This is a genomic window from Arthrobacter sp. JZ12 (assembly GCF_035189165.1).
In the GTDB taxonomy this organism is placed as follows: Bacteria; Actinomycetota; Actinomycetes; order Actinomycetales; family Micrococcaceae; genus Arthrobacter_D.
In genome coordinates this window covers 3214409-3237171 of sequence record NZ_CP045246.1, presented here as the reverse complement: position 1 = coordinate 3237171, position 22763 = coordinate 3214409, and the positions used below count along the sequence as shown (strand labels likewise).

Here is a 22763-nt window from a genome sequence, read left to right as displayed (position 1 = left end):
AAGAAAGGCCGCACTCCGTGTCTTTGGCTCACGCAGATTCAGCAGAGGACACACGAACCCCGGATTTCTCCCGCACACCGCCTCAGGATCTGGTTGCAGAGCAGTCGGTGCTTGGCGGCATGATGCTCTCCAAGGATGCCATCGCTGACTGCGTGGAGGTGCTGAGGGGCGTGGACTTCTACCGCCCGGCACACGAGAGCATCTACGAGGCGATCATCGACCTCTACGGTCGCGGTGAGCCTGCTGATGCCGTGACGGTGTCGGACGAGCTCACCAAGCGCGGTGAGATCTCACGAATCGGAGGGCCTGCCTACCTCCACACGCTCATCCAGTCAGTACCCACTGCAGCCAATGCTGGCTTCTACGCGGAGATCGTCCGCGAGCGGGCGGTACTTCGCAGGCTCGTGGACGCCGGCACCAAGATCGTTCAGCTGGGCTATTCGAATGACGGCGAAGTGGATGACATCGTCAACGCGGCCCAGGCCGAGATCTACGCGGTTGCGGAGCGACGCACTGCTGAGGACTATGTCCCACTGAAGGACATCATCGAAGGCACGGTTGATGAGATCGAGTCCGCCGGGCACCGTGGTGAGGGAATGACCGGCGTGCCGACCGGTTTCTATGAATTCGATGAGCTTACCCAGGGCCTTCATGGCGGACAGATGATCGTTATCGCTGCCAGGCCCGCCATGGGCAAAAGTACATTCGCATTGGACTGGGCCCGATCGGCCGCCATTAAGCACAACATGACCACCGTCTTCTTTTCCCTGGAAATGGGACGGAACGAGATCGCCATGCGCCTGTTGTCCGCTGAGGCCACCATCGGTCTCCAGGACCTGCGTAAGGGCACAGTGAAGGATGAGCAGTGGGGCAAGATTGCCACCACCATGGGCCGGATGAATGACGCTCCGCTCTTCATTGATGACAGCCCGAATATGTCCCTCATGGAGATCCGCGCGAAATGCCGACGTCTGAAGCAGCGGCACGATCTCAAGCTCGTGGTGCTGGACTACCTGCAGCTCATGTCCTCGGGAAAGCGAGTGGAATCTCGCCAGCAGGAAGTTTCCGAGTTCTCCCGTGCGCTCAAGCTCCTCGCAAAGGAGCTGGACGTGCCCGTGGTCGCGTTGTCACAGCTGAACCGTGGTTCTGAGCAGCGAACCGACAAGCGGCCGATGGTCTCCGACCTTCGTGAATCGGGCTCGATCGAACAGGATGCGGATATGGTCATCCTGCTCCACCGTGACGACGTGTATGACAAGGAGTCACCCCGCGCGGGCGAGGCAGATGTCATCGTGGCCAAGCACCGTAACGGTCCCACCAAGACGCTGGTTGTCGGTTTCCAGGGCCACTACTCGCGCTTCAACAATATGGCGGCCGACACCGGCGGGTTCTGATTTCCGGTCAGGGAAGGCGGCTCGGCTTTAATCGGTGAGCCAGCCCGGCCCGTTCAGGGTCAAGCTCAACCGGGCTGAGCAGCACCGCAGGCCCGCGGTGAAGGGTCCCCGAGGAAGTCGGCCGGCAGCGCACGCCTCCGCGACCCCGCATGGCAGCGTGCGCACCCGGAGCCAGCATCCGGTCCATCCACGCGCACGGGTGGGCGGGTCGTCCACCGTGGAGCGTCACGCTGGAGCCACGGGACTCTAGCGTGAACTCCTGCCCCAGCAGCGGCGCCAATTCGGCGCCCCGCAGGATGACGTTGCGGCGGGTCAACATCGGATCAAAGGGTTCGGCGCCTAGCTCGGCGGCTATCGCCTCGAGCGCCTCCACGGCGAAAACGGTCACCGCCGCATCCATGTGCGCAGCCTTGCCGAAAAAGCGGTCTCCCAGGATGCCCTTCCCCTCGACCACTTCCGCCCGATCCGCATCAACCGTCGGCACGTCGGCCGCACCGTCCCGCGCCCGACCGAAATATGCGTGTCCGGGAGAAACCAGTAGGTGGAGGATCTCGACGTCGTACCGGTAGGAAGGCATGCACCCCACCCTAGCGACGACAAGCGGCCCCGCTACCCGCCGGCAACAGACTGGACGATCATCACCTCGGACCCCGGTGCAACCGGCGTGGCTAGCCCTTCCAGGCGACGGACGTCCTCCCCGTCCACATAGATGTTGACGTAGCGGCGCAGGGCACCGGTTTCATCCCGAATGCGCCGGGCAAAGACTGGACGCCCGTCGGACAGCGTGTCCAGCACATCGGCGACGGGCGTCGGAGCGTCGAGCGGGACATCCACAGACATCCTGTCCTCCACCAACGGCCGCAGCAGGGTGGGGATCAGGACCTTGACCGGGCTCACGGCGCCGGGGCGGGTACTGAGCCGACGACGACGGCGGCCCGCACGCACAACACGTCGGGCAGGTGGGCGGCCACTTCGGTGAAGCTTCCACCCTCATCCGCGCTGGCGTAGACGGAGCCACCGCGGGTACCGAAGTAGACACCCACCGGATCAGCCGTATCCACTCCGGCCGCGTCGCGCAGGACTGCATTGAACTCACCCGACGGCAGGCCGTTGTCCAACCGCGTCCAGGAGGCACCGGCGTCGTCCGTGCGGTGTACCGCGAGCCGGGCGTCAGGCGGGATGCGCTCGCTATCGGCCTTCAACGGGATGACCCAGGCCGTTCCGCCGCGCCGCGGGTGGGAGAGCATCACGAAGCCGAAGTCAGCCGGCAGCCCGTCCGCGATCGACTGCCAGGTCTCGGCTCCATCGTCGGACCGATACACGCCGTGGTGGTTCTGCGCGTACAGGCGCTGGGGGTTCTCGGAGTCACGGGCGATTTTGTGCACGCACTGGCCGAACTCAGGATTAGGGTCCGGCATGAAGTAGGCCGAAATGCCTTTGTTCCGCGGCTCCCATGACTGTCCGCCGTCCGTGGAGCGATAGACGCCGCCGGTGCTCATGGCCACATGAACGGTGTCATCCGCGGGGCTCGGGATGACCGTATGCGCCGCGGCGCCGCCAAAACCTGCTCCCCACTCGGAGCGGTGGGGGTGGTCCCAGAGGCCGCGGTTCAACTCGAAGTGCTGGCCCCCGTCGGTGGACTTCCAGACCGAGATGGGCTCACAACCTGCCCAAACCACTCCCGGGCGGTCCTCGGAGTCCGGCTGCAACTGCCAGACTCGTCCCAGCGCCGTCTCGTCGGACTCGGCGAACTTGATGGCGCCCTGCTCGGGCTCGGACCAGGTAGCGCCGAGATCGTCGGAGTAGACGACGGTGGGTCCCCAATGCCAATCCATCATCCCCACGAGGATCCGGGTGCGCCCGCCGCGGGTGTCAATGCCGACGCTCGGGATTTCCGACATCAGGTGGTGGGGCTGGGAGAGGGTCCAGTTCTTCCGGTCGGTGCTGGTGGCCATCCAGAGGCCCTTCTTGGTACCGATGGCGAGGAGGGTGGTTTCCATTAGTACTCGATTCGGGAAGGAGAGTGCGCTCGCCGCAAGGGCTCCGTTCCATCGCGGCACCGCATGTGGACACCGTAAACAATGGCACAGCCGTACCCCGCTGTACAGGGTTTTTGCTGGGTATGCTTCTGTCCCATGGCCGTGTACATCGACCCTCCACTTTGGCCCGCACACGGCACCGTTTTCTCGCACCTCGTCTCTGACACGTCGCTCACGGAACTGCACAGATTCGCAGAGAACGCCGGCATCTCTTCCCGCGCTTTCGACGTGGACCACTACGACGTACCGGCCGGACGCTATGACCAGTTGGTGAGGCTGGGGGCGCGCGAGGTCGACGGCGGCAGCCTCGTAAGAATCCTGATCAACAGTGGGCTGAGGGTGCCTGCACGACGACGACCAGACAAGGTTCGGACCGCCCTTCTCACCCGGTGGGAGCAGGCGTTGCCTGGTGAAACGAACGTCGGCCGTAAGTTGATGACGCGCTGGAACGAGCCGCACCGCCGCTATCACACGGCTGTGCACCTGCTGGATGTCCTTGAAGCCCTCGACACCCTCTTCTGCGAGAGGGACGACGCCGCCACCCGTCAACACGTACGCCTCGCCGCCTGGTTCCATGACGCCGTGTACGAAGGCAAGGCGGGTGCCGATGAGGAGCGCTCCGCAGCGCTGGCGGATGCGGAACTACGCGGGCTGGTGGAAAACCCTGAGGAGGTCGCGCGCCTGGTGCGCCTGACGGCCGGACACGCACCCGAGGAGGGGGACCGGGCCGGGCAGTTGCTCTGCGACGCGGATCTTGCGGTGTTGGGTGGCAGCCGGGCGGACTACAAACGTTACGCATCAGCCGTCCGTGAGGAGTATGCGCACATACCGGACGCTGATTTCACGCGGGGGCGGACCGCCGTCGTCGAACACCTCATTGCCCTCGACCCGCTTTACCGGACCGCCGAGGGCAGGCAGCGGTGGGGCGAGTCAGCGGAACGCAATCTGCGGGCGGAGCTGGCCGCACTCCTTCACGCAGGGCAATGACGCACAAGAAGGTGGCGCAGAAGAAGCGTGCCACGTACCGGCATGGGGACCTGCAACGGACATTGGTTGCGGCCGGTCTTGAACTGGCGCGGAAAGGCGGCCCCTCCGCCGTCGTTCTCCGGGAGGTCACCCGGCGCGCCGGGGTGAGCCCGAATGCCGCCTATCGCCACTTTGCCGACAAGCGCGCCCTGCTGCATGCCGTGTCCATGGCTGCGCAGTCAGAGCTTGCCCGTTCCATCGAGGCCGAACAGGCCGGAATCGGATCCATGGCGGACGACGGCGAGACCGCGAGGGCCAGGCTGCGTGCGGTGGGCGCGGGGTATCTGAGGTTTGCCCAGAAGCAGCCCGGACTGTTTCGCACGGCGTTTGCAGAGCACGTGGACCTCCGCGATGCTGCGACGACGAATTCCGCGGGGGAGAGCGGATTGACGCCCTTCCAACTGTTGACCACCGCACTGGATGGGTTGGTTGATGCGGGTGTACTGCCGGCCGAGCGCCGCGTGGGAGCGGAACTTCTTGCCTGGTCGTCGGTGCACGGGTTGGCGATGCTCCTCATCGACGGGCCGCTTCAGGGCCTGGACCGGGAGCAGCGGAGCTACGCCTCCGAGCGTCTTCTGGAGATGGTTGAGAAGGGCCTGTAATCCATCTGACAAAAATGTGACTGTGGCTCTTGCCACAGACGGTGAGATGGGCCACACTATTAGTACGTTCATTGAATGAATAAGGCGTTCAAGAAATGAACAGAAACCTAAAGGATTACAAAAGCTATTCACCGCCCGTTGTTCAAGCTCGGCGACTCTGGCGTCACCGGTCATGGACACGGCATAAGGAGTCATCATGCGCAGCCTGCAGCACATCATTTCCACCGCCCTCACCTACCGCCTGCACCGGGAACTTCCGGGCCGCACCATCAGCTCCTACGCAGCTGCCGACTGCGGACCGTACGGCGCTTCCGGGCACCTTAACTGCGCTCCGTGGGAGGGCCTCTACGTCGATACGAACGAGTAGTCCCCCGCTGCCGCCCCATCCTTCAGGCCGCACCAGGCGCCATCGAGAGGTGAACATGCCAGTCATCAGAGGAGTCGTCGAGCACGGCGACGCACGAGGACGAGAACTCGGCTTCCCAACCGCCAACATCCCCATCATCGGTCCAGCGCACCTGGACGGCGTCTGGGCTGGGACGGTTGAGTATGCTCCCGGCCGCCTTGCAGTGGCGGCAGTGTCGATCGGGTACCGCACCACCTTCTATACCGAGCACGGCCAGCGGCTGCTCGAGGCGTACCTGCTCGACTTCTCGGGCGACCTCTATGGACGGGAACTGACCGTCAACCTGGTGAGCTACCTACGTCCGCAGGTTACCTACACCACCGCGGAAGATCTCATTGAGCAACTGCATGAGGACGTGGTGCAGGCCCGCCTGTGGGCGGCGAACTATTGGCCGACGCTTGCGGCGGCATCGCCCCGGCGTGAGCTTCAGGGGACCCCGGCATGACCAGACCAACCCTTGCACCTGCCCGGCACGCGTTGCCCGCATGGGCAGTCCAGCGGGTAACGGCGGTGCTCGCGGCAGAATACCGAGAGGGCAGAAAGGCTACCGACGCTGCCCTCCTTGCCAGGCGGGCCGGCCTGAGCAAAAGCCTGACCCGGCGGTGCCTCCGGGAGATCACCCGGTCCGTATCTACTCGCTGATGCGGTGATGCCGGGTCCGCTCCCGGTAGCGCAGCACGTGTCCGCGCGCGAAAAGCACGACGGCGGCAATCACCAGGGCAGCACCGATCGCCAACAACACCCCGGCACCGGGATCGACGGGCTCGCTGCGCACCGCAGCGGTGGCAAATCCCGACATGCCCTGGGGAATGAACAGAGTGCTGAGGATGACCAGCGCTCCTCCCGCGATAAAGTGCCCGACCCCAACCTTCACGAACGTCCTCTCTGCAATACACCTGTTCATAAGCCTAGCGATGCGTGGGGCAAGTTCTAGGCTGGATCCCGTGACTTCCACTGTCCCCGATCGACGGCAGCTGAGCCGGTCCATACTCCGCCTTGCCGTGCCGGCCCTCGGCGCTCTCATCGCCGAGCCCCTCTTCCTCCTGGCGGATTCCGCCATCGTCGGTCACCTGGGAGTCAATGAGCTCGCAGGGGTTGGCCTCGCCTCAACGGTCCTCCAGACTGCCGTCGGCCTCATGGTTTTCCTGGCCTATTCCACCACTCCGGCCGTGGCGCGCTTCCTCGGTGCTGGACGGATGCAGGACGCACTGGCAGCCGGGCGCGACGGCGTTGGGCTGGCCCTGTTGCTGGGCCTGGTTCTCTCGGTGCTCGGCTGGGTTTTCGCGCCCGGCCTCGCCGGCGTGATGGGTGCAGAGGGGCAGGTCCATCAGTTCGCGGTGGACTATCTCCGGTTCTCAATGCCCGGCCTGACTGCCATGCTCGTGGTCCTTGCCGCAACGGGGGTGTTGCGGGGCCTGCAGGACACCCGGACGCCTTTGGTTGTCGCCGGTGCCGGGTTCGGAGCCAACATCGTGCTCAATTACCTGCTCGTCTACGGGGCGGGCTTGTCCGTTGCCGGGTCCGCTTTGGGAACCAGCATCGCCCAGTGGGGGATGGCGTCGGTCTACCTGGTCATCATCTTCCGCTTCTCCCTCCGGCACGGCGTTCACCTCACGCCTACCTGGGCGGGCGTGCGGGCCACTGCACGGGTAGGGTCCTGGCTGATGCTGCGAACGGCCACCCTGCGCATCGCAATCCTCGCCACGGTCATTGTTGCCACAGCCCAGGGTCCGGTGTCGCTCGCTGCGCATCAGCTGGTGATGACGGTGTTCACCTTCCTGGCCTTCGCGCTCGACGCCCTGGCAATCGCGGCACAGGCGCTGATCGGCAAGGAGTTGGGCGCGGGCAACCGGCCGCTCGCGCACGCACTCACCCGCACCATGATCCGCTGGGGCGTCGGCTTCGGGGTGCTCACGGGGGTGCTGCTCGCCGCAGCCGCGCCTTTCCTCGACTGGATCTTCACGTCCGACGAGGCGGTCCAGGCAGCCTTCTCCATGGGTCTGTGGGTGCTTGCGGCCTCACAACCCATCTGCGGGTACGTGTTCGTTCTGGACGGGGTGCTGATCGGTGCGGGCGACGCGCGCTACCTGGCGATTGCCGGCGTCGTTAATCTTGCAGCCTACGTTCCGCTGCTGGTCCTGGTGCACGCGGCGGATCTGTCCGGGGCGGCCGGAATTGTCTGGCTTTGGGTTGCCTTCGGTGTCGGCTACATGGTCGCGCGTGCGCTCACCCTGGGGTGGCGGGTTCGGAACGATGCCTGGATGGTTACCGGTGCCGCCTAGGACTACACTTGCAACGTCCGAATGAGCCGGGAGGGGCGGAAGTGAGTACGGGAGCTGCAGGAATACCGGCCTCGCCAGGCCTGTGGCGTGCCTTCCTGCTGCATTCCGCGGCAGCGGCCTGCTTCGGTCTGCTGACCATCTTCTGGGGCCAGCCTTCGGTGCACGTCATGTCTGTTGCCGGCGGGTTGTACTTCCTGGCCCTCGCGGCGGTTGTCCACCTGACGGAGCGAAGCCTTCGGGAACAGTCCGCAGTCCCGGCAGGGATGACCCGCATTGTCCCTGCCATGCTCGCGGTCGCAGGAGTGCTCAATCTGTTGATCCATGCGGACGCGATGTTCGCGATAACGGGTGCCCTGGCGCTGCTGCTGATGGGGGCAAAGGACGTTGTGGTGTGGTGGAGAATCCGCTCCGATCACGCCGCCGCCAGAGATTTCCTGTTGCTGGGCGTGGTGTCGGCTGTGACCGGCGGGCTGTTACCCGTGTTTCAGGCGCTGGGGGCGCACGCGCTCCTAGGCGTCGCCGGCGGTGGAGCTGTGATCACCGCCGTCGTCCTGGCCCTTGCCGCGCTCAGCTATCGGTACGATTCGCGTACCACCACCGGTCCAGCACCCCGCAGCAAGCCCGTAAACTAGGTTTCTACTGTTCGTAGAAGCCATGGAGGAGAAGGAACGTGTCCACGCAGCCCAAGGGCGTTAAGGGTCCGCTGATCTTCTCCGCCGTGCTCGCAGCCATCGCGGGAATCGCAACGATGGTCTTTTCCACCGGCGGTGGTACCCGGGAGCTCCGCATTGATCTGGGCCTGACCGCGGCCGGGATTGCTTTCATTGCGTCCCTCCTGATCAGCGCCCTTCTGCTGATGACGGAGAAGCCCAACGACGAGCACCTTGGAAAGGGGACGGGTATCAACCGCTCGTCCGCGAAGATCCGCGGCGGTGCGTCCAATCTGGACGAGCACGGCAGGCCGCGCGGTACCGACGCCAAGAACAACGACGACGACGCCCGCCCCTAGCAGAGGAGACTCGCCTTGGCCGTTCCGGAGATCAACGTTCTCGCCGTCATTTTGGCTGCGCTGTCAACCATGATCGTGGGAAGCGTCTGGTACGCGCCGAAGGTGTTCGGGAACTACTGGATGCGGGTCGCGAAGGTGACCCCTGGTGAGTCAAAGGATGCAGTAAAGCCCCTCCTTGTCACGCTGGTGGTCAGCTTCGTCAGCGCATGGGTGCTCGCCGGAAGCGCGGCCATCGCCCAGGAGTTCTACGGCGGCAACTTCCTCGCCAACACGCTCATCACCGCGTTGATCCTGTGGGCAGGTTTCACCGCCGCACGCTTCATCACGCACGACGCATTCGAGGGACGCCCGGTTGGCCTGACACTCCTCAACTGCGCGCACGAGTTGGTGACCTTTGTGGTGATGGCCTTGGTCATCGGCCTGTTCGGAATCAGCGCCGCCTGACTCTCCCTGGGGCTGGTCCGGCCCTCGCTAGCATTGATCCATGGCGCCGAACGTAAACATCACCGCAGATCCCGAAGCAGACCAGCTCCTGTCCGAAGATCCGCTCGCACTTCTGCTCGGAATGCTTCTGGACCAGCAGGTGGCCATGGAGACCGCCTTTGCCGGGCCGGCCAAGATCAAGAACCGTCTTGGCGGGTTTGATGCCGGGCTGATCGCCGGGTACGACGCCGATGCCTTCATTGAGCTCTGCCGTACACCGCCCGCTGTGCACCGGTATCCCGGAAACATGGCCGCCCGCATCCAGGCGCTCTGTCGAGCGATTGTCCAGGACTGGAACTCGAATGCATCGGACATCTGGACCGCCGGTGAGCCGGACGGGCCGGAGGTGCTGCGCAGGCTGAAGGCCCTTCCCGGTTTCGGGGAGCAGAAAGCGAAGATCTTCCTCGCCCTGCTTGGCAAGAGATACGGCTTCACGGGTAACGGCTGGCGTGAGTCAGCCGGCGCTTACGGGGAGGAGGGCAGCTACCGATCGGTGGCTGACATCACCGACCCTGAATCTTTGGCCAAGGTGCGGGAAACCAAGCGGGCGGCGAAAGCTGCCGCCAAGGAGAACAAGCGCTGATGTCATGAGCAACAGCCATGTTGACTCATAACGCCGCTACCCTCTAGCGTCATGACCATTAGTGGGGTTTGGTTATGACGTGAAGGGAAGCCGAATGAGAAGCGGCAGCACCATGGGATTGTGGATTGCTTTGACGTCGGCGGCCGCCTTCGGCCTGTCCGGGCCCTTTGCCAAATCCCTCCTGGAGATCGGGTGGAGCCCGGGAGCCGCCGTCGGCGTCCGGATCGGCGGCGGCGCCCTGGTGCTTCTGATCCCCGTGCTGCTGGGCCTGCGCGGTCGGTGGAGAACCCTCCGCCGCAACTGGCTGACCCTGGCCATCTACGGGGCAACAGCCATCGCGCTGTGCCAGTTCTTCTATTTCAGCGCCGTGCAAAGAATGTCCGTCGGGGTGTCCCTGCTGCTTGAGTACATTGCTCCCGTGCTTATTGTCGGCTGGCTCTGGCTGCGCACCAAGAGGACCCCGAGCACGTTCACGATCGTCGGGTCCGTCATCGCAATGGTCGGGCTGATGCTGGTCCTTGATCTCAGCGGTGACCAGCGGCTTGATCCACTTGGCGTGGTTTTCGGACTTGCAGCCGCTGTGTGCGTTGGAGTGTTCTTCGTGATGTCCGCGAAGGCGGACGATGACCTGCCACCTCTGATCATGGCGGGCGCGGGCATGGTGGTCGGCGCGGTTGTCATCCTGATTCTCGGCGTCGTCGGGGTGATGCCGTTCGCTTTCGAATTCCGTAATGTCCACCTGGCCGGCTGGCAGACGCACTGGATGGTTCCGATCCTTGGCCTGGTCCTCGTCTCGACGGCCTTCTCCTACGTCACCGGAATCTTCGCAGCGCGCAGCCTGGGCTCGAAGGTTGCCTCATTCGCCGGGCTAACTGAAGTGATGTTTGCGGTCCTGTGGGCCTGGCTGCTTCTCGACGAACTGCCCTCCGGGATCCAACTCCTGGGCGGTTCGCTGATCGTCGTGGGAGTCATCCTGGTCCGGATCGACGAGGGACGCCGGCGAACCGGTGCGGCTGACCCGCTCGACCAGCCCAACGTCGTCGAGCCCCTGCCGTCCGGCCCAGGCTCCTGACGTAACCGGCGAATTAACGGGATCAGCCCCCTCAACGGAACGTGGAGGGGGCTGAGTGGCCGTCGGGATTACTTGCCGAAGCGGCGCAGGCGCAGCGAGTTCGCCACCACCAGCACGGAGCTTGCAGCCATCGCGGCACCGGCCACCATGGGATTCAGCAGCCCGAGCGCGGCAACCGGGATGCCGATGGTGTTGTAGAAGAACGCCCAGAACAGGTTGGTCTTGATCGTTCCCAGCGTCTTCCGCGACAGTTCGATTGCCTGTGCAACCTGCTCCAGGCTGTTGCCCATCACAGTGAGATCCGCAGCCTCGATGGCGACGTCGGTGCCCGAGCCCATCGCGATGCCGAGGTCCGCCTGGGCCAGCGCGGCGGCGTCGTTCACGCCGTCCCCGGCCATGGCGACCGTGGCGCCTTCGGCCTGAAGCCGCTTCACGGCGTCCACCTTGCCCTCGGGCAGGACATCGGCCATCACGTCCTCGGGAGCGATCCCTACCTCCGCGGCAATCTTCCGCGCCACGGCGGCGTTATCGCCGGTGAGCAGCATGGGCCGCAGGCCGAGCTCCTTGAGCCGGGCGATCGCGCCGGCCGAGGATTCCTTCACGGTGTCCTGCAGGCTGACCAGCCCGGCCACCTCCCCGTCCACGGCCACCCAGATCGCGGTTGAACCCGCTTCCTGCTCCGCGGCCAGCGCGGCACGCTGCGCGTCGGTGATGACGACGTCGTTCTCTTCCAGCCAGCCGGCCCTCCCCGCGAGGACCGTGGCGCCCTGCACCGTTCCGCGAACGCCACCGCCGGAGGAGCTTACGAATTCGGTCACGGGAGGGTGGCCGGGTGCGGCGGCGGCGATCGCGTGCGCGATCGGATGCTCGCTGGCCGACTCAACCGCTGCCGCCAGTGTGAGCACCTCGTTGCGGCTGCGCGAACCCAGCACGACGACGTCGGTCACCGCTAGCCGTCCGCTGGTCACGGTGCCGGTCTTGTCGAGCACGATGGTGTCGACGGTGCGCGTGTCCTCCAGCACCTGCGGTCCCCGGATGAGAATGCCCATCTGGGCACCGCGGCCGGTACCGGTCAACAGGGCGGTGGGGGTTGCCAGGCCAAGCGCACAGGGGCAGGCAATCACCAGGACCGCGACGGCAGCGGTGAACGCGGCCTCCACGTCGCCGGTGAAGGCGATCCAGGCAACAAACGTGAGCAGCGCGAGAACCAGGACCGCCGGAACGAAGACTGCGCTGATCCGGTCTGCGAGGCGCGCTATGGGCGCCTTGCCGGTCTGGGCCTGGCTGACGAGTCGGCCCATCTGCGCGAGGGTAGTTTCACTGCCAACGCGGGTTGCGCGGACGATGAGGCGGCCCGAGGTGTTGATGGTTGCACCTGTGACGGTGCTGTCGGGGCCCACTTCCACGGGCAGGGACTCACCCGTGATCAGCGAGGTATCCACGGCGCTTCGCCCTTCGACCACAAACCCGTCGGTCGCGATCTTCTCCCCGGGGCGGACAACGAACTCGTCTCCGTGTACCAGGGACGACGCCGGCACCTTCACCTCGACCCGCTCACCATCGCGCTCGCGCAGCACGGTGGCATCCTTCGCGCCGAGGTTCAGGAGGGACTTCAACGCATCGCCAGCCCGTTGCTTGGCGTTCGCTTCCAGGTACCGGCCGAGCAGGAGGAAGGTTACGACGACGGCGGCGACCTCAAAGTAGAGCGCATGGCCGCCCATGTCCATCCCGACATGTTGGGTAATCATCGGGTCGGCGAGCAACTGGCCGAGTGAGAAGAGGTACGCCGCAATCACCCCGATGGACACGAGAGTGTCCATGGTGGAGGAGAAGTGCCGGGCGTTGATGGCTGCAGCCTTATGGAATGACCAGGCCGACCAGGTGACAACGGGGGTGCTCAACGCGAGCACAACCCATCCCCAGTGCGGAAACTGGAGGGCGGGAATCATGGAGATGAGGAAAACCGGCACCGTCAGGATTGCCGCCGTGATGAGCCGGGGGCGCAATTGGGAGGCCGTCCCGCCGTGGGACATGTGGTCGTGGGACTCGTCGTGTCCGAGGCCGTCGGCGGCCGGCTCGCCATCGACGGACGGCCCCGGCTGGTGCTGCGGCTTTTTCAGCTGCGCGGTGTAACCGGTGGCATTGACCACGTTGACGATTTCCTCGTCCGAGACGTGAGCGGGAACCGTCACGACCGCCGATTCGAGGGGCAGGTTGACGCTGGCCTCAACGCCGTCCAGTTTGCCGAGCTTGCGTTCCACGCGCCCCACGCAGGATGCGCAGGTCATTCCCTGGATGTCCAGTTCGATGGTCCGGGTAGCGTTTTGAATTCCGGCGAGCTGCGGTTCAGTGGTCATGATGGTCCTTCCATGCCGGCTGCGCGCCGGCGTCGTGCACTATGCGTCGTTGGAGACGACGACGTAGCCTGCTTCGGCGACGGCCTCGCCGATCTGCTCCGGATCGAGTTCGGTTTCGGATGTGACGGTCGCGGTGGAGATGCCGCCCTTGTTGAGGTCGACGGTGACGTTCTGGACGCCTTCGATCGCCGAAATTTCTTCAGTGACGGAAGAGACGCAGTGGCCGCAGGTCATACCGGAGATGCTGACAACGGTGGTGCTCATGGTTTCTCCTTCAAATTGGTGAGGGTTGGGCTGATGGCGGCGCAGTCAGCGCAACAGGCGGCTGATGGCGGCCGATGCTTCCTGCACCTTGTCGTTGACCGCCCGGGGGTCCCCGGTGGCCTGTGATTCGTTAGCGGCACCTACAACGCAGTGTGCAATGTGCTCCTCAAGGAGCCCGATGCTGACGGCGTGGAGAGCCTTGTTGACCGCTGAAACCTGCGTGAGGATGTCGATGCAGTACTTGTCTTCCTCGACCATCCGCGCAATTCCGCGGACCTGTCCCTCAATGCGCTTGAGTCGGCGCAGATAAGCTTCCTTGTCCGCCGTGTACCCGTGGTCCGTGGTTGTTTGCGTCATGAGTTCCTCCTCGATCACACTCACAAAGATATACCCATGGGGGGTATGCCGTCAAGTACCCCTAGGGGGTATCTTCGGGAACGCCCTAGTTAATGCCTTACGTTAGGTAGGACGACTGGAAAGGCACTTCATCAATGACTCTCAACCTCGAGGCCTGGCAGAAGCGTGTGCTGTTCGTCCTCTGCCTGGTAGCCATCGCAGGCCTGTTCGCGCTCGCCTTCACTGCGGGACGAGTAGCGGCCACCCCTCAGCAGCCCGGAACAAACAGCGCTGAGGCGGGTTTCGCCCGCGACATGCAGGTTCACCATGCACAGGCGATTGAAATGTCGCGCATCGTCCGTGACCGGACTGACGACGTCGTCATCCGCACGATCGCTTATGACATCGCGATGACCCAGCAACACCAAATCGGCCAGATGTACGGTTGGCTGGAGGAGTGGGGGCTGCCGCAAAGCACCGATGCCGAGCGGATGGCATGGATGGCTGGCAGCCACGGTGGACATGGAAATGGCCCGGAAAACATGCTGACGCAGGACGGACTGATGCCCGGCATGGCAACTCCTGAGGAGATGCAGGAGCTTTCCGAGGCGACGGGGGAGGACGCCGAGCGGTTGTTCCTGGAGCTCATGATCGATCACCATAGGGCCGGCGTCGACATGGCGCAGGCCGGCGTCGACCTGACCCAGGATCCGGAGGTACGCGCACTCGCGCAGAAGATGGCGGACGGACAGCTCATCGAAATAGTCGAGATGGAAAAGATGCTTGAAGGGCTCTAGCCTTACGGCCCGGTAGATTTAGACCCGAAACCTCGGAGAACAGAAGGAACAAGCGCGTTGAACAAGAAGCGAGCCCAGGAAAATGCGGACCGTCGGGCACGGTTGGCTGCAGTGCAGGCCCAGCAGCGGTCCAGCGAACGCAAGCGCAACAGCCTGATCTTCGGTGGCATCGCGCTCGTGATCGTGGCCATCATCGTCGCGGTGACCATCGTCATCGTGCAGCAGGTCCAGGAGAACAACCGCCTTGACGCGCTCGCCGAACAGGACATCGAGGGTGTCCAGACCATTGAGGTGACGTCCTTCGAGCATGTTCCGGGCACGGTCGAGTATGAGCAGGCGCCGCCGGTCGGTGGCGACCATAACGCCATCTGGACCAACTGCGGCGTGTACACGGAGCCAATCCCCAATGAGAACACTGTGCACTCACTGGAGCACGGGGCCGTCTGGATCACATACCAGCCGGACCTGCCCCAGTCTGAGATCGATGCCCTCACCGACCTCGTGGGAGACCGCAGCTACGTCCTCCTGAGTCCGTACGAGGGTCAGGAGTCCCCGGTCATGGCAAGCGCATGGGGCCTGCAGCTCGGCGTCGACTCGGCTGAGGACGAGCGGCTCGAGGCATTCCTGACCAAGTACATCCAGGGTGAGCAGACCCGCGAGCCAGGTGCATCCTGCAGCGGTGCCCTGGATCCCACCGCCTGACACCCCGCGCTCATTCGACACGCCCCTTATCCGAGCGGATAAGGGGCGTGTCCTGCTATTTGGACGACGCCGGGCGGAGACTCCAGTAGGCCAGCGTGGCCGCAGCCAGCATGAGTACCGATCCGATGCCGGAGGTGATCAACACTCCGCTGTCGAAGGCCGAGAAGGCCGACTCAAGAAGGGCTGTGCCGGCGGGCGCGGGAAGCTCTGCGGCCACGTTCACCGCCCCGCCCAGGGTTTCCGCCGCCGTCGTACGCTGCTCGCTGCCCAGCCCGGCAGGCAGGGCTAGGTGTTCCTGGTACGAGGCGAGCAGGATGCTTCCGAGCAGGGCCGTGCCGAAGACCGATCCCACCTCGTAGGCCGTTTCGGAGATCGCCGAAGCGGCACCGGCCTTTTGCGCGGGGACGCTGGACAGGATGAGGTCGTTCGAGACCGTCTCGGACGCGCCAACCCCCGCTCCCAGCAGGACGAATGCGGCGAGGAGGGAGCCCGCAGAGGCACCCTGCGCTGTCACCGCGACGAAGGCATAAGCGGCCGCCGAAAGCAGAAGCGCGGCCGGAACCACAACATGGGGCGCAAACCGTCGGGAGATGCGCACCACTGCCAGCCCCGCGGCGATCGTCACGAGGAGACCGGGCACGAGCACCACGCCGGCTTCGAGCGGACTATGGCGCAGCACCAGCTGGAGGTGCTGGGAAACGAAGTACAGGAAGCCCACCAGTGAGAAGATCGCCAGCAGGTTCACAAGCACGGCTCCCGTGAACGGGCGCACGGCGAAGAGCCGCACATCCAGCATCGGGTTGGACCGACCGAGCTGCCTCCGCACGAAGGCGGCACCCGCCGCAAGGCCAACGACGACGGCGGCGGCTACCAGCGCGGCCGGCTCACCCTTCGCGAAAGCTTTGATGGCGAAGACGATGGGCAGCATGGTGCCGACCGAGAGGATGATGCTCACGTAGTCGACGCGTCCCGGGTTCGGGTCGGATGATTCCGGCACGAGCATCGGGGTGACGGCGAGGAGGACAAGCAGCACGGGCACGGCCAGGAGGAATACCGACCCCCACCAGAAGTGCTCCAGCAGGACGCCTCCCAGTAGCGGGCCCAGGGCGGCACCTGCAGAAAAACCGGCTGCCCAGATCGCTACGGCGAGGCGGCGCTGGTGGCGGTCCAGGAAGATGTTGCGGATCAGGGAGAGTGTGGAGGGCATCAGCATGGCTCCGAAGACGCCCAGTCCAACGCGGGCTGCGACGAGCATCTCCGCGCTCTGCGCAAAAGCCGCCACCACGGAGAACGCCGCGAATCCCGTAGCGCCGATCATGAGCAGGCGGCGGCGCCCGTACCTGTCACCGAAGCTGCCCATAGCAACCAGCAGTCCAGCCAGCACGAGGGGGTAGCTGTCGATGATCCAGAGGAGCGTGGTCCCGCTCGTGTTGAAGGCAAGCGAGATCTCAGGCATGGCGAAGCTGAGCACCGTGTTGTCCACGGCTACCAGCAGTACCGGCAGCATGAGCGCGGCCAGCGCTATCCATTCGCGGCGTCCCGCCCGGGTATGGGAAGGCGCCTGAATGTTCAGGATGGGAGCAGTGTTCTTCTGGGTCACTCACCCAAGCTATACCGTCCAGCCGGTACAGTAAAGCGGCGGACAGCCCGTATGATGAACGTCATGGCCAGTGCCCGTGAGCGAATCTTGGACAGCTTCGAGAACATCCTGATCGAGGAGGGTGAGCGAAGTGCAACTATGGAATCGGTCGCGGCCGCAGCTGAGGTGTCCAAAGGCGGGCTGCTTTACCACTTCCGCTCCAAGGAGGCCCTGGTGGATGGGCTCGCAGATCGGCTTCAGGCCCTCGTTGCCAGGGACCGGGAAGCGATGGCTGCAGATCCCGAAGGTCCAGCACGCTACTACGTACGGACTTCCATGTATGAGAACAGTCCGCTGGATCGTGCCCTTGTGGCTATGGCACGACTGGCCCAGCAGGGGCACCCCAAGGCGCAGGGCACTTTCGCACTCATTCAGGAACAGTGGTTGGGTGCGCTTGAGGCCGAGTTGGGAAGCCGCGCCGTCGCACGCGCAGTCAAGCTGCTGGGGGATGGCCTCTACTATGACGCCGCTTTCTTCGCCGGGATGGCATCGGTGCGGCAGAGCGGCAAGGAGCTCCAGGAGGTCCTCGCGATCGTGGATCTGATCGTTCGGGAGGGAGCGCGGGCGGAGGGCTAACCTCTGGAGCGTTGTAGGTCTACGATGCTCCCATGACTCAGCGCCAATGGGCAGGACACGTTTTTGTCGGCATGAGCGTCGACGGAATGATCGCCAGGGCGAACGACGACATCGACTGGCTCACAGGTGATGCGGCGGGGGACGCCGAGAACCCGGACGAGTCGGGCTTCACTGAGTTCATGGCGTCCGTCGACCACATGGTGATGGGCAGGAGCACCTACGACATCGTCCGGGCAATGGATGAATGGTTCTACGGCGACACACCGGTCATGGTCCTCAGCACCACCTTGCAGGTGGATGATCCCCGGATCCGTATCATCCGTTCCCTCGATGAGGCAGTCTCCGCCCTGGATAATGACGGCGCACGCAAAGTGTACGTGGACGGCGGCAGGACAGTGCGGACCTTCCTTGCCGCCGGGATGATCTCGACCCTGACGCTCACGCATCTGCCTATCCTCATCGGAGAAGGAAAGCCCCTGTTCGGCGCCCTTCCAGGGGACGTCCGCCTGCGCCTCGACGGCGTCAAGAGCCTTGGCGGCGGGGCGGTGCAGACGCGGTACAGCGTTCTCTGAAACACCCTTGACGTAATGCGCCGTCAGGCATAACCTACAACCAAATGGTTGTACGTAAGCTTCCAGACCTCGAAGTCGACCGGCTGTTCCATGCCTTGGCCGACAGCACCCGCCGGGACATCGTCGTTCGGACTATTGTCGGCGAGCACTCGGTTTCGGCCCTGGCAGCGCATTACTCCATGAGCTTTGCGGCAGTCCAGAAGCATGTCGCTGTGCTGGAGCGGGCATCACTCGTCCGCAAGGAGAAGCGGGGAAGGGAGCAGATCGTGCGCGCCAACCGGGACGCCGTGGGGAAGGCGCGTCAACTGCTCGAGGAGTACGAGAACATCTGGCGCCAGCGGGTCGACCGCATAACCGACATTCTGGCAGAGGAAAAAGAACAGAAATGACGAACAGGAAAGGGCACCATCATGGCTGTAATAAGCAGCGAAAAGAACGTTGAGGCGCTGAGCCTGACGATCGTGGCCGAGTTCGACGCTGGCGTCGAACGCGTCTGGCAGATCTGGGAAGATCCGCGTCAGCTTGAGCGCTGGTGGGGCCCGCCGACCTGGCCGGCGACTTTCGAGACCCACGAGTTCCGGCCAGGAGGTGCGGCCGCCTACTACATGACCGGTCCCGAAGGGGAGAAGGCCCACGGCTGGTGGAAGTTCACCGCGATAGATGCACCACGGCGTCTGGAGTTCGACGACGGATTCGCCAACGAAGACGGTTCGCACGACGAGTCGATGGGTGAGACCCACGCCGTCGTAACTCTCGACGAACTCGACGGCAGCCGCACCCGGATGACTGTGATCTCACGTTTTGAGAGCGCCGAGCAGCTCCAGCAGATGGTCGACATGGGTATGGAGGAGGGGATGCGGGAGGCGATGGGCCAGATCGACGGCATCCTCGCGGAGCGTGCCAGCGTCTGAGCCCGTTTTGTGCCTTGCGCAGCGGTATTGGAAACGCTACGGCCCGGTCCCGCGGGACCGGGGCCGTAGCCGTTCTCACAGTGCCCGGTGCTGCTCCGCCTTGACGGCCAGCACTGCGCATGTCGCCTGTAACAGAATGCGCTGAGCCGTGCTTCCCATGATCATTTTTCCGACGGGTGACCGTTTACGCAGGCCGATGACAATAAGCTCCGCTTGATAGTTCTCGGCTGCTTCCAGAACCTCCTCGGCGGCATCGTGCCCACGCAGGGGCTGCACCAGCTCGTACCTGACCTTGGCTTCCTGAAGGCGTTGTTCGAGCGCCGCCACTTGCTCGGGTTGTGCATACCGGTTGTCGACAAGTGACTCACCGCGGGATGAGTTTAGGACAATGAGCTTCTCGTCCCGGCGGGATGCCTCTTCAATGGCGCTTGCGAAAGCTGCTTCACCTTCGGCCGTGGGAATGTAGCCGACAAGAATGCTCATGATAATTCTCCATCCTTTTTTCCGGTGGAAGAGTGCCTCGTCAGTGACGAGTCACTGTCAACGCGGCGAGAAGAGGAAGATCCAACGCTAGCTTCGTGGGCTGCCGAAGTTCTCGGTGTGACCATTGAAGCTTGAGTCTTATTGCTCCGTCCACGCTTCCACAGACGGGCAATGAAGGGCCAGACGAGCACGAGGAGGATGATGATGTACGTGCCGATGGCGATGGGCTCGCTCCACAGGCCGGAAATGTCACCGGCGCTCAGCTGCAGAGACTTCCGTAGTTCCTCCTCGACGCGGGGGCCGAGAATCAGACCAAGCACCAGGGGCAGAATGGGAAGACCGTAGCGACGCATAGCGAAGCCCAGTAGGCCCAGTACCAGCAGGATGACAAGGTCGAAGGCCTGCATATTGACGGCGTAGGCACCCAGCGTGGCAAAGAACAGGATGCCTGCGTATAGGTACGGGCGCGGAATTTGAAGCAACTTGGCCCAAAGGGGAGCTAAAGGCAGGTTGATCAGGAGGAGGAGCGTATTGCCAATAAACAGACTGGCAATGAGCGCCCACACGAGCTCTGGTTCACTATCAAAAAGGAGGGGCCCAGGCTGGATCCCATACTGAATGAAGGCAGCAAGCATGACCGCTGCCGTGGCATTGGTGGGCAGGCCCAGTGCGAGCATGGGGGTGAGGGTACCGGCTGCTGATGCATTGTTCGCCGCTTCAGGACCCGCAACACCCTCGATAGCTCCATGGCCGAACTCTTCGGGCCGCTTCGAAAGACGCTTTTCCGTCACATAAGACAGGAAGGTCGGAATTTCGGCTCCACCGGCGGGCAGAGCACCGAACGGGAAACCGTAGGCGGTGCCTCGGAGCCAGGGCTTCCAGGACCGCTTGAAGTCGTCCTTACCCATCCACGGGCGACCGACGGGAATGGTCTGCATCGGGTTGCGCCGAAGGTGGGCCGCAATCCACAGGGCTTCTCCAATGGCGAAGATCGCTACTGCCACTACAACAATATCCAGCCCGTCGCTGAGCAACGGTTGGCCGAAAACCAGCCGCTGCTGTCCGGAGACAGGATCGATACCGACGAGACCGATTGCCAGGCCGAGGCCGAGTGCTGCGAACCCGCGCAGTCTGGACTTGCCGAGCACCGCAGTGACAGCCAGCAGGGCGAGCAGCATAATGGCCAGGTAGCTGGGGGCGCCCAGGGAGACTGCGAAATCCACCACGACGGGCGCGAAGAAGACCAGGAGCGCAGTGCCGATAGTTCCAGCCACAAATGAGCCGATAGCGGCCGTAGCTAGCGCTTGGGCAGCTCGACCGGCTTTTGCCATCTTATGGCCCTCAATGGCGGTGATGACCGTCGAGGATTCACCGGGGGTGTTGAGCAGAATCGATGTGGTGGAACCGCCATACATGCCGCCGTAATAGATGCCGGCGAACATGATGAATGCACTCGTTGGCCCTAGGGCGTAGGTAACGGGAAGCAGCAGTGCTACCGCCATAGCCGGACCGATCCCTGGCAGCACGCCCACTGCTGTTCCAAGAATCACGCCGATGAAGGCATACAGCAGATTCATGGGGGTCGCAGCGGTCGCAAACCCCTCCATCAGAAGGTTGAGGGAGTCCATTTAGAGCACTCCTTCCAGTAGACCTGCGGGCAAGCGGATGCCAAGCCCGACGTAGAAGCCGTAGAACGTCCCCAGCGCGAGCAGGAGACTGACAATTCCATCTCGGATGTAGTGGCGGCTTCCCAGTGACCACGCGCTTCCCCAAAACAGGATGGTTCCCGAAATGACCCACCCCGCAAAGTCAATGAGCACGATATTGAGGATGAAGAAGGCCAGAAGAAGCAGGATGGTGCGCCAGTCACTGGGATGTGAGAGGTCAACATCCTCACCGCCCTCGGCCTCCCCCCGCCCGCCGCGGATAACGTTCACCGCGAGCAGGACTGCGCATACCAGGAGCAGGCCGCCGACGATGAAGGGGAGGGTCCGGGGGCCGACCGGATCGGTTTGCGAGACGGGAACATTGAGGCCCACTGCGTCAAAAAGAACAATGATGCCGACCGCCCCGAGCAGGGCAGCTATGCCCAGCTCGGAGCGGTCCACAGTCCGTGAGTGCAATGAGCTCACGCCAGGCCCAGTTCGCTCAGGACGTCAGAGACGCGCTGATCCTGCTCAGTCAGGAAGGCATCAAACTCCTCGCCGGTAAGGAAAGCATCGGTCCATCCGTTCGTCTCGAGAGCTTCCTGCCACTCGGGCGAAGCGTGCATTTCTTCCAGCGCTGCTATGAGTTCGTCACGGTCTGCCTCGGATACCTCAGGGGGAGCAACGATGCCGCGCCAGTTGGTGAAGACAAGGTCGATATCGGACTCCTGCAAGGTAGGCGCATCGACGCCCTCGAGCCGTTCCTCACCGCTCGTCGCCAGTACCCGGACTTCGCCGGAGGCGATCTGGTCCAGGAACTCGCCGGCGCCGGAAGCTGCGAAACCGAGCTTGTTCCCAAGGATTGCGGGAAGAAGGTCACCGCCGCCGTCGTAAGACACGAAGTTTACGTCCTTGGGGTCGATGCCGACGGCCTGCGCCAGCTGCATCGGAAGGAGGTGATCCGGGCCGCCCGGCGATGAACCTCCGCCGACCGCAACCTGCGAGGGGTCCTTCTTCCATGCTTCGACCAGATCGTCGATGGTCTGATAGGGCGAATCCTTCGAGACCATGATGGCTCCAGGCTCCTCGATGAGCTTGGCCAGAGGAGTCGTGTCGGTGAGCTTGGCTTCGGATTCGTTCGCGTAGCTCGCGCCGACAACGCCAAGTCCCATCAGCATCGCTAGGTCACCATTGCCCCGCTCGTTTACCGTTCGGGCAAGTCCCACCGTGCCGCCGGCGCCGGCAAGGTTGAATACCTCGATGCTTGACGCTATGTCGGTCTCTTCCATGACCTTAGCTGCCACTCGGGCTGTGGTGTCGTACCCACCCCCCGCTGTGTTGGGGACGAGTATGCGCAGGTCAGTGATCGGGCCGGCGCCCGCCTCACCCGAAGTACCAGCGCTCTGGTCGCCTCCGGTCACACCGCAGCCGGAGGCTACGAAGGCGAGTCCCGCTGCTGAAGCGAGCAGGCGAGCTTTCAAGGATCGACGCACGGGGTTCCTCTTCGTTGAGTAGGTATGCATGAATACAAGCTTGGGAAGGAGTGTGATGCGTGTCTCTCTTTTGTTCGCTGAATACATTGAG

At 63.8% G+C, this 22763-nt stretch carries 30 protein-coding genes; 18 read left to right on the top strand and 12 right to left on the bottom strand.

All coding sequences use genetic code 11. The features are described from left to right. Nucleotides 1-17 precede the first annotated feature (17 nt). The gene (gene dnaB / locus GC088_RS15100; RefSeq protein ID WP_323959819.1) at nt 18-1394 is read left to right on the top strand and encodes a replicative DNA helicase; all 1377 of its coding nucleotides are present in this window, start codon (nt 18-20) and stop codon (nt 1392-1394) included. Between the two features lie 7 nt (nt 1395-1401). Here dnaB and GC088_RS15095 read toward each other — a convergent pair whose 3' ends face one another. Genes GC088_RS15095 through GC088_RS15085 form a run of 3 tightly spaced genes read right to left on the bottom strand, consistent with a single transcriptional unit; the run spans nt 1402 to nt 3394 of the window. Then, a complete protein-coding gene (locus GC088_RS15095) occupies nt 1402-1971 on the bottom strand; it encodes an MOSC domain-containing protein (protein ID WP_323959818.1) in 570 nt (189 codons plus the stop codon). 32 nt (nt 1972-2003) lie between these two features. Then, nucleotides 2004-2291 carry a MoaD/ThiS family protein gene (locus GC088_RS15090; RefSeq protein WP_323959817.1) on the bottom strand — a complete coding sequence of 96 codons (288 nt, stop codon included), beginning with the start codon at nt 2289-2291 and terminating at the stop codon, nt 2004-2006. After that, nucleotides 2288-3394, bottom strand: a complete 1107-nt coding sequence (locus GC088_RS15085; protein ID WP_323959816.1) for a WD40/YVTN/BNR-like repeat-containing protein — start codon at nt 3392-3394, stop codon at nt 2288-2290. The genes GC088_RS15090 and GC088_RS15085 overlap by 4 nt, the downstream gene beginning before the upstream one ends. Before the next feature lie 135 nt (nt 3395-3529). Here GC088_RS15085 and GC088_RS15080 point away from each other — a divergent pair, with 135 nt between their 5' ends. From GC088_RS15080 to GC088_RS15060, 5 genes are all read left to right on the top strand, one after another. Then, the gene (locus GC088_RS15080) at nt 3530-4420 is read left to right on the top strand and encodes a DUF4031 domain-containing protein (protein WP_323959815.1); all 891 of its coding nucleotides are present in this window, start codon (nt 3530-3532) and stop codon (nt 4418-4420) included. Then, nucleotides 4417-5061, top strand: a complete 645-nt coding sequence (locus GC088_RS15075; protein WP_323959814.1) for a TetR/AcrR family transcriptional regulator — start codon at nt 4417-4419, stop codon at nt 5059-5061. Before GC088_RS15080 ends, GC088_RS15075 begins: the two co-directional genes overlap by 4 nt. 196 nt (nt 5062-5257) lie before the next feature. Continuing rightward, the gene (locus GC088_RS15070) at nt 5258-5428 is read left to right on the top strand and encodes a hypothetical protein (RefSeq protein ID WP_323959813.1); all 171 of its coding nucleotides are present in this window, start codon (nt 5258-5260) and stop codon (nt 5426-5428) included. Nucleotides 5429-5483: 55 nt separating this feature from the next. Next, nucleotides 5484-5912 carry a riboflavin kinase gene (locus tag GC088_RS15065; protein ID WP_323959812.1) on the top strand — a complete coding sequence of 143 codons (429 nt, stop codon included), beginning with the start codon at nt 5484-5486 and terminating at the stop codon, nt 5910-5912. Then, entirely contained in the window at nt 5909-6109 is a 201-nt protein-coding gene (locus GC088_RS15060; RefSeq protein WP_323959811.1) for a hypothetical protein, read from the top strand. The genes GC088_RS15065 and GC088_RS15060 overlap by 4 nt, the downstream gene beginning before the upstream one ends. On the opposite strand, the gene GC088_RS15055 is transcribed toward GC088_RS15060, so the two are convergent. After that, nucleotides 6099-6341 (bottom strand): hypothetical protein, encoded by a 243-nt coding sequence (locus GC088_RS15055; RefSeq protein ID WP_323959810.1) that lies wholly within the window; start codon nt 6339-6341, stop codon nt 6099-6101. The genes GC088_RS15060 and GC088_RS15055 overlap by 11 nt on opposite strands. A 61-nt stretch (nt 6342-6402) precedes the next feature. On the opposite strand from GC088_RS15055, the gene GC088_RS15050 reads away from it, so the two are divergent. The 6 genes from GC088_RS15050 to GC088_RS15025 all read left to right on the top strand — a co-directional run bounded on the left by GC088_RS15050 (nt 6403) and on the right by GC088_RS15025 (nt 10896). Then, the gene (locus tag GC088_RS15050) at nt 6403-7749 is read left to right on the top strand and encodes an MATE family efflux transporter (protein ID WP_323962106.1); all 1347 of its coding nucleotides are present in this window, start codon (nt 6403-6405) and stop codon (nt 7747-7749) included. 41 nt (nt 7750-7790) lie between these two features. Then, nucleotides 7791-8381: a hypothetical protein gene (locus tag GC088_RS15045; RefSeq protein ID WP_323959809.1), complete on the top strand. Its 591-nt coding sequence runs from the start codon at nt 7791-7793 to the stop codon at nt 8379-8381. 38 nt (nt 8382-8419) lie between these two features. Next, the gene (locus GC088_RS15040) at nt 8420-8758 is read left to right on the top strand and encodes a hypothetical protein (protein ID WP_323959808.1); all 339 of its coding nucleotides are present in this window, start codon (nt 8420-8422) and stop codon (nt 8756-8758) included. A 69-nt stretch (nt 8759-8827) separates the two neighbouring features. Further along, nucleotides 8828-9202 (top strand): DUF1761 domain-containing protein, encoded by a 375-nt coding sequence (locus GC088_RS15035; protein ID WP_416377542.1) that lies wholly within the window; start codon nt 8828-8830, stop codon nt 9200-9202. Between the two features lie 40 nt (nt 9203-9242). Then, nucleotides 9243-9824 carry an HhH-GPD-type base excision DNA repair protein gene (locus GC088_RS15030; protein ID WP_323959806.1) on the top strand — a complete coding sequence of 194 codons (582 nt, stop codon included), beginning with the start codon at nt 9243-9245 and terminating at the stop codon, nt 9822-9824. A gap of 94 nt (nt 9825-9918) precedes the next feature. Continuing rightward, a complete protein-coding gene (locus GC088_RS15025; protein ID WP_323959805.1) occupies nt 9919-10896 on the top strand; it encodes an EamA family transporter in 978 nt (325 codons plus the stop codon). Between the two features lie 68 nt (nt 10897-10964). On the opposite strand, the gene GC088_RS15020 is transcribed toward GC088_RS15025, so the two are convergent. The 3 genes from GC088_RS15020 to GC088_RS15010 are packed head-to-tail and all read right to left on the bottom strand — an operon-like array spanning nt 10965 to nt 13874. After that, entirely contained in the window at nt 10965-13253 is a 2289-nt protein-coding gene (locus GC088_RS15020) for a heavy metal translocating P-type ATPase (RefSeq protein ID WP_323959804.1), read from the bottom strand. Between the two features lie 39 nt (nt 13254-13292). Continuing rightward, complete coding sequence (locus GC088_RS15015; protein ID WP_323959803.1) at nt 13293-13517, bottom strand: heavy-metal-associated domain-containing protein; 225 nt, start codon at nt 13515-13517, stop codon at nt 13293-13295. Between the two features lie 45 nt (nt 13518-13562). After that, nucleotides 13563-13874, bottom strand: coding sequence for a metal-sensitive transcriptional regulator (locus tag GC088_RS15010; RefSeq protein ID WP_323959802.1), 312 nt, complete (start codon nt 13872-13874; stop codon nt 13563-13565). 134 nt (nt 13875-14008) lie between these two features. Between GC088_RS15010 and GC088_RS15005 the strand changes: the two genes are divergently transcribed. Together GC088_RS15005 and GC088_RS15000 are read left to right on the top strand one after the other, a co-directional pair. After that, the gene (locus GC088_RS15005; RefSeq protein ID WP_323959801.1) at nt 14009-14650 is read left to right on the top strand and encodes a DUF305 domain-containing protein; all 642 of its coding nucleotides are present in this window, start codon (nt 14009-14011) and stop codon (nt 14648-14650) included. Nucleotides 14651-14707: 57 nt separating this feature from the next. Then, a complete protein-coding gene (locus GC088_RS15000) occupies nt 14708-15352 on the top strand; it encodes a thioredoxin-like domain-containing protein (protein WP_323959800.1) in 645 nt (214 codons plus the stop codon). Nucleotides 15353-15407: 55 nt separating this feature from the next. On the opposite strand, the gene GC088_RS14995 is transcribed toward GC088_RS15000, so the two are convergent. Further along, complete coding sequence (locus GC088_RS14995; protein ID WP_323959799.1) at nt 15408-16952, bottom strand: MFS transporter; 1545 nt, start codon at nt 16950-16952, stop codon at nt 15408-15410. A 63-nt stretch (nt 16953-17015) separates the two neighbouring features. Between GC088_RS14995 and GC088_RS14990 the strand changes: the two genes are divergently transcribed. From GC088_RS14990 to GC088_RS14975, 4 genes are read left to right on the top strand one after another with little or no spacing between them, the layout of a single operon-like run. Continuing rightward, nucleotides 17016-17567 carry a TetR/AcrR family transcriptional regulator gene (locus tag GC088_RS14990; protein ID WP_323959798.1) on the top strand — a complete coding sequence of 184 codons (552 nt, stop codon included), beginning with the start codon at nt 17016-17018 and terminating at the stop codon, nt 17565-17567. A gap of 32 nt (nt 17568-17599) precedes the next feature. Further along, complete coding sequence (locus GC088_RS14985) at nt 17600-18139, top strand: dihydrofolate reductase family protein (protein WP_323959797.1); 540 nt, start codon at nt 17600-17602, stop codon at nt 18137-18139. Nucleotides 18140-18183: 44 nt separating this feature from the next. After that, nucleotides 18184-18528, top strand: a complete 345-nt coding sequence (locus GC088_RS14980; protein ID WP_323959796.1) for an ArsR/SmtB family transcription factor — start codon at nt 18184-18186, stop codon at nt 18526-18528. Nucleotides 18529-18549: 21 nt separating this feature from the next. Continuing rightward, on the top strand, nt 18550-19050 hold the full coding sequence (locus tag GC088_RS14975; protein WP_323959795.1) for an SRPBCC family protein: 501 nt from the start codon (nt 18550-18552) through the stop codon (nt 19048-19050). A gap of 75 nt (nt 19051-19125) precedes the next feature. Here GC088_RS14975 and GC088_RS14970 read toward each other — a convergent pair whose 3' ends face one another. The 4 genes from GC088_RS14970 to GC088_RS14955 are packed head-to-tail and all read right to left on the bottom strand — an operon-like array spanning nt 19126 to nt 22702. Next, entirely contained in the window at nt 19126-19533 is a 408-nt protein-coding gene (locus GC088_RS14970; RefSeq protein ID WP_323959794.1) for a universal stress protein, read from the bottom strand. After that, entirely contained in the window at nt 19530-21161 is a 1632-nt protein-coding gene (locus GC088_RS14965; RefSeq protein ID WP_323959793.1) for a tripartite tricarboxylate transporter permease, read from the bottom strand. Before GC088_RS14965 ends, GC088_RS14970 begins: the two co-directional genes overlap by 4 nt. After that, nucleotides 21162-21665, bottom strand: coding sequence for a tripartite tricarboxylate transporter TctB family protein (locus tag GC088_RS14960; protein ID WP_323959792.1), 504 nt, complete (start codon nt 21663-21665; stop codon nt 21162-21164). After that, a complete protein-coding gene (locus tag GC088_RS14955) occupies nt 21662-22702 on the bottom strand; it encodes a Bug family tripartite tricarboxylate transporter substrate binding protein (RefSeq protein ID WP_323959791.1) in 1041 nt (346 codons plus the stop codon). Before GC088_RS14955 ends, GC088_RS14960 begins: the two co-directional genes overlap by 4 nt. Nucleotides 22703-22763 lie beyond the last annotated feature (61 nt).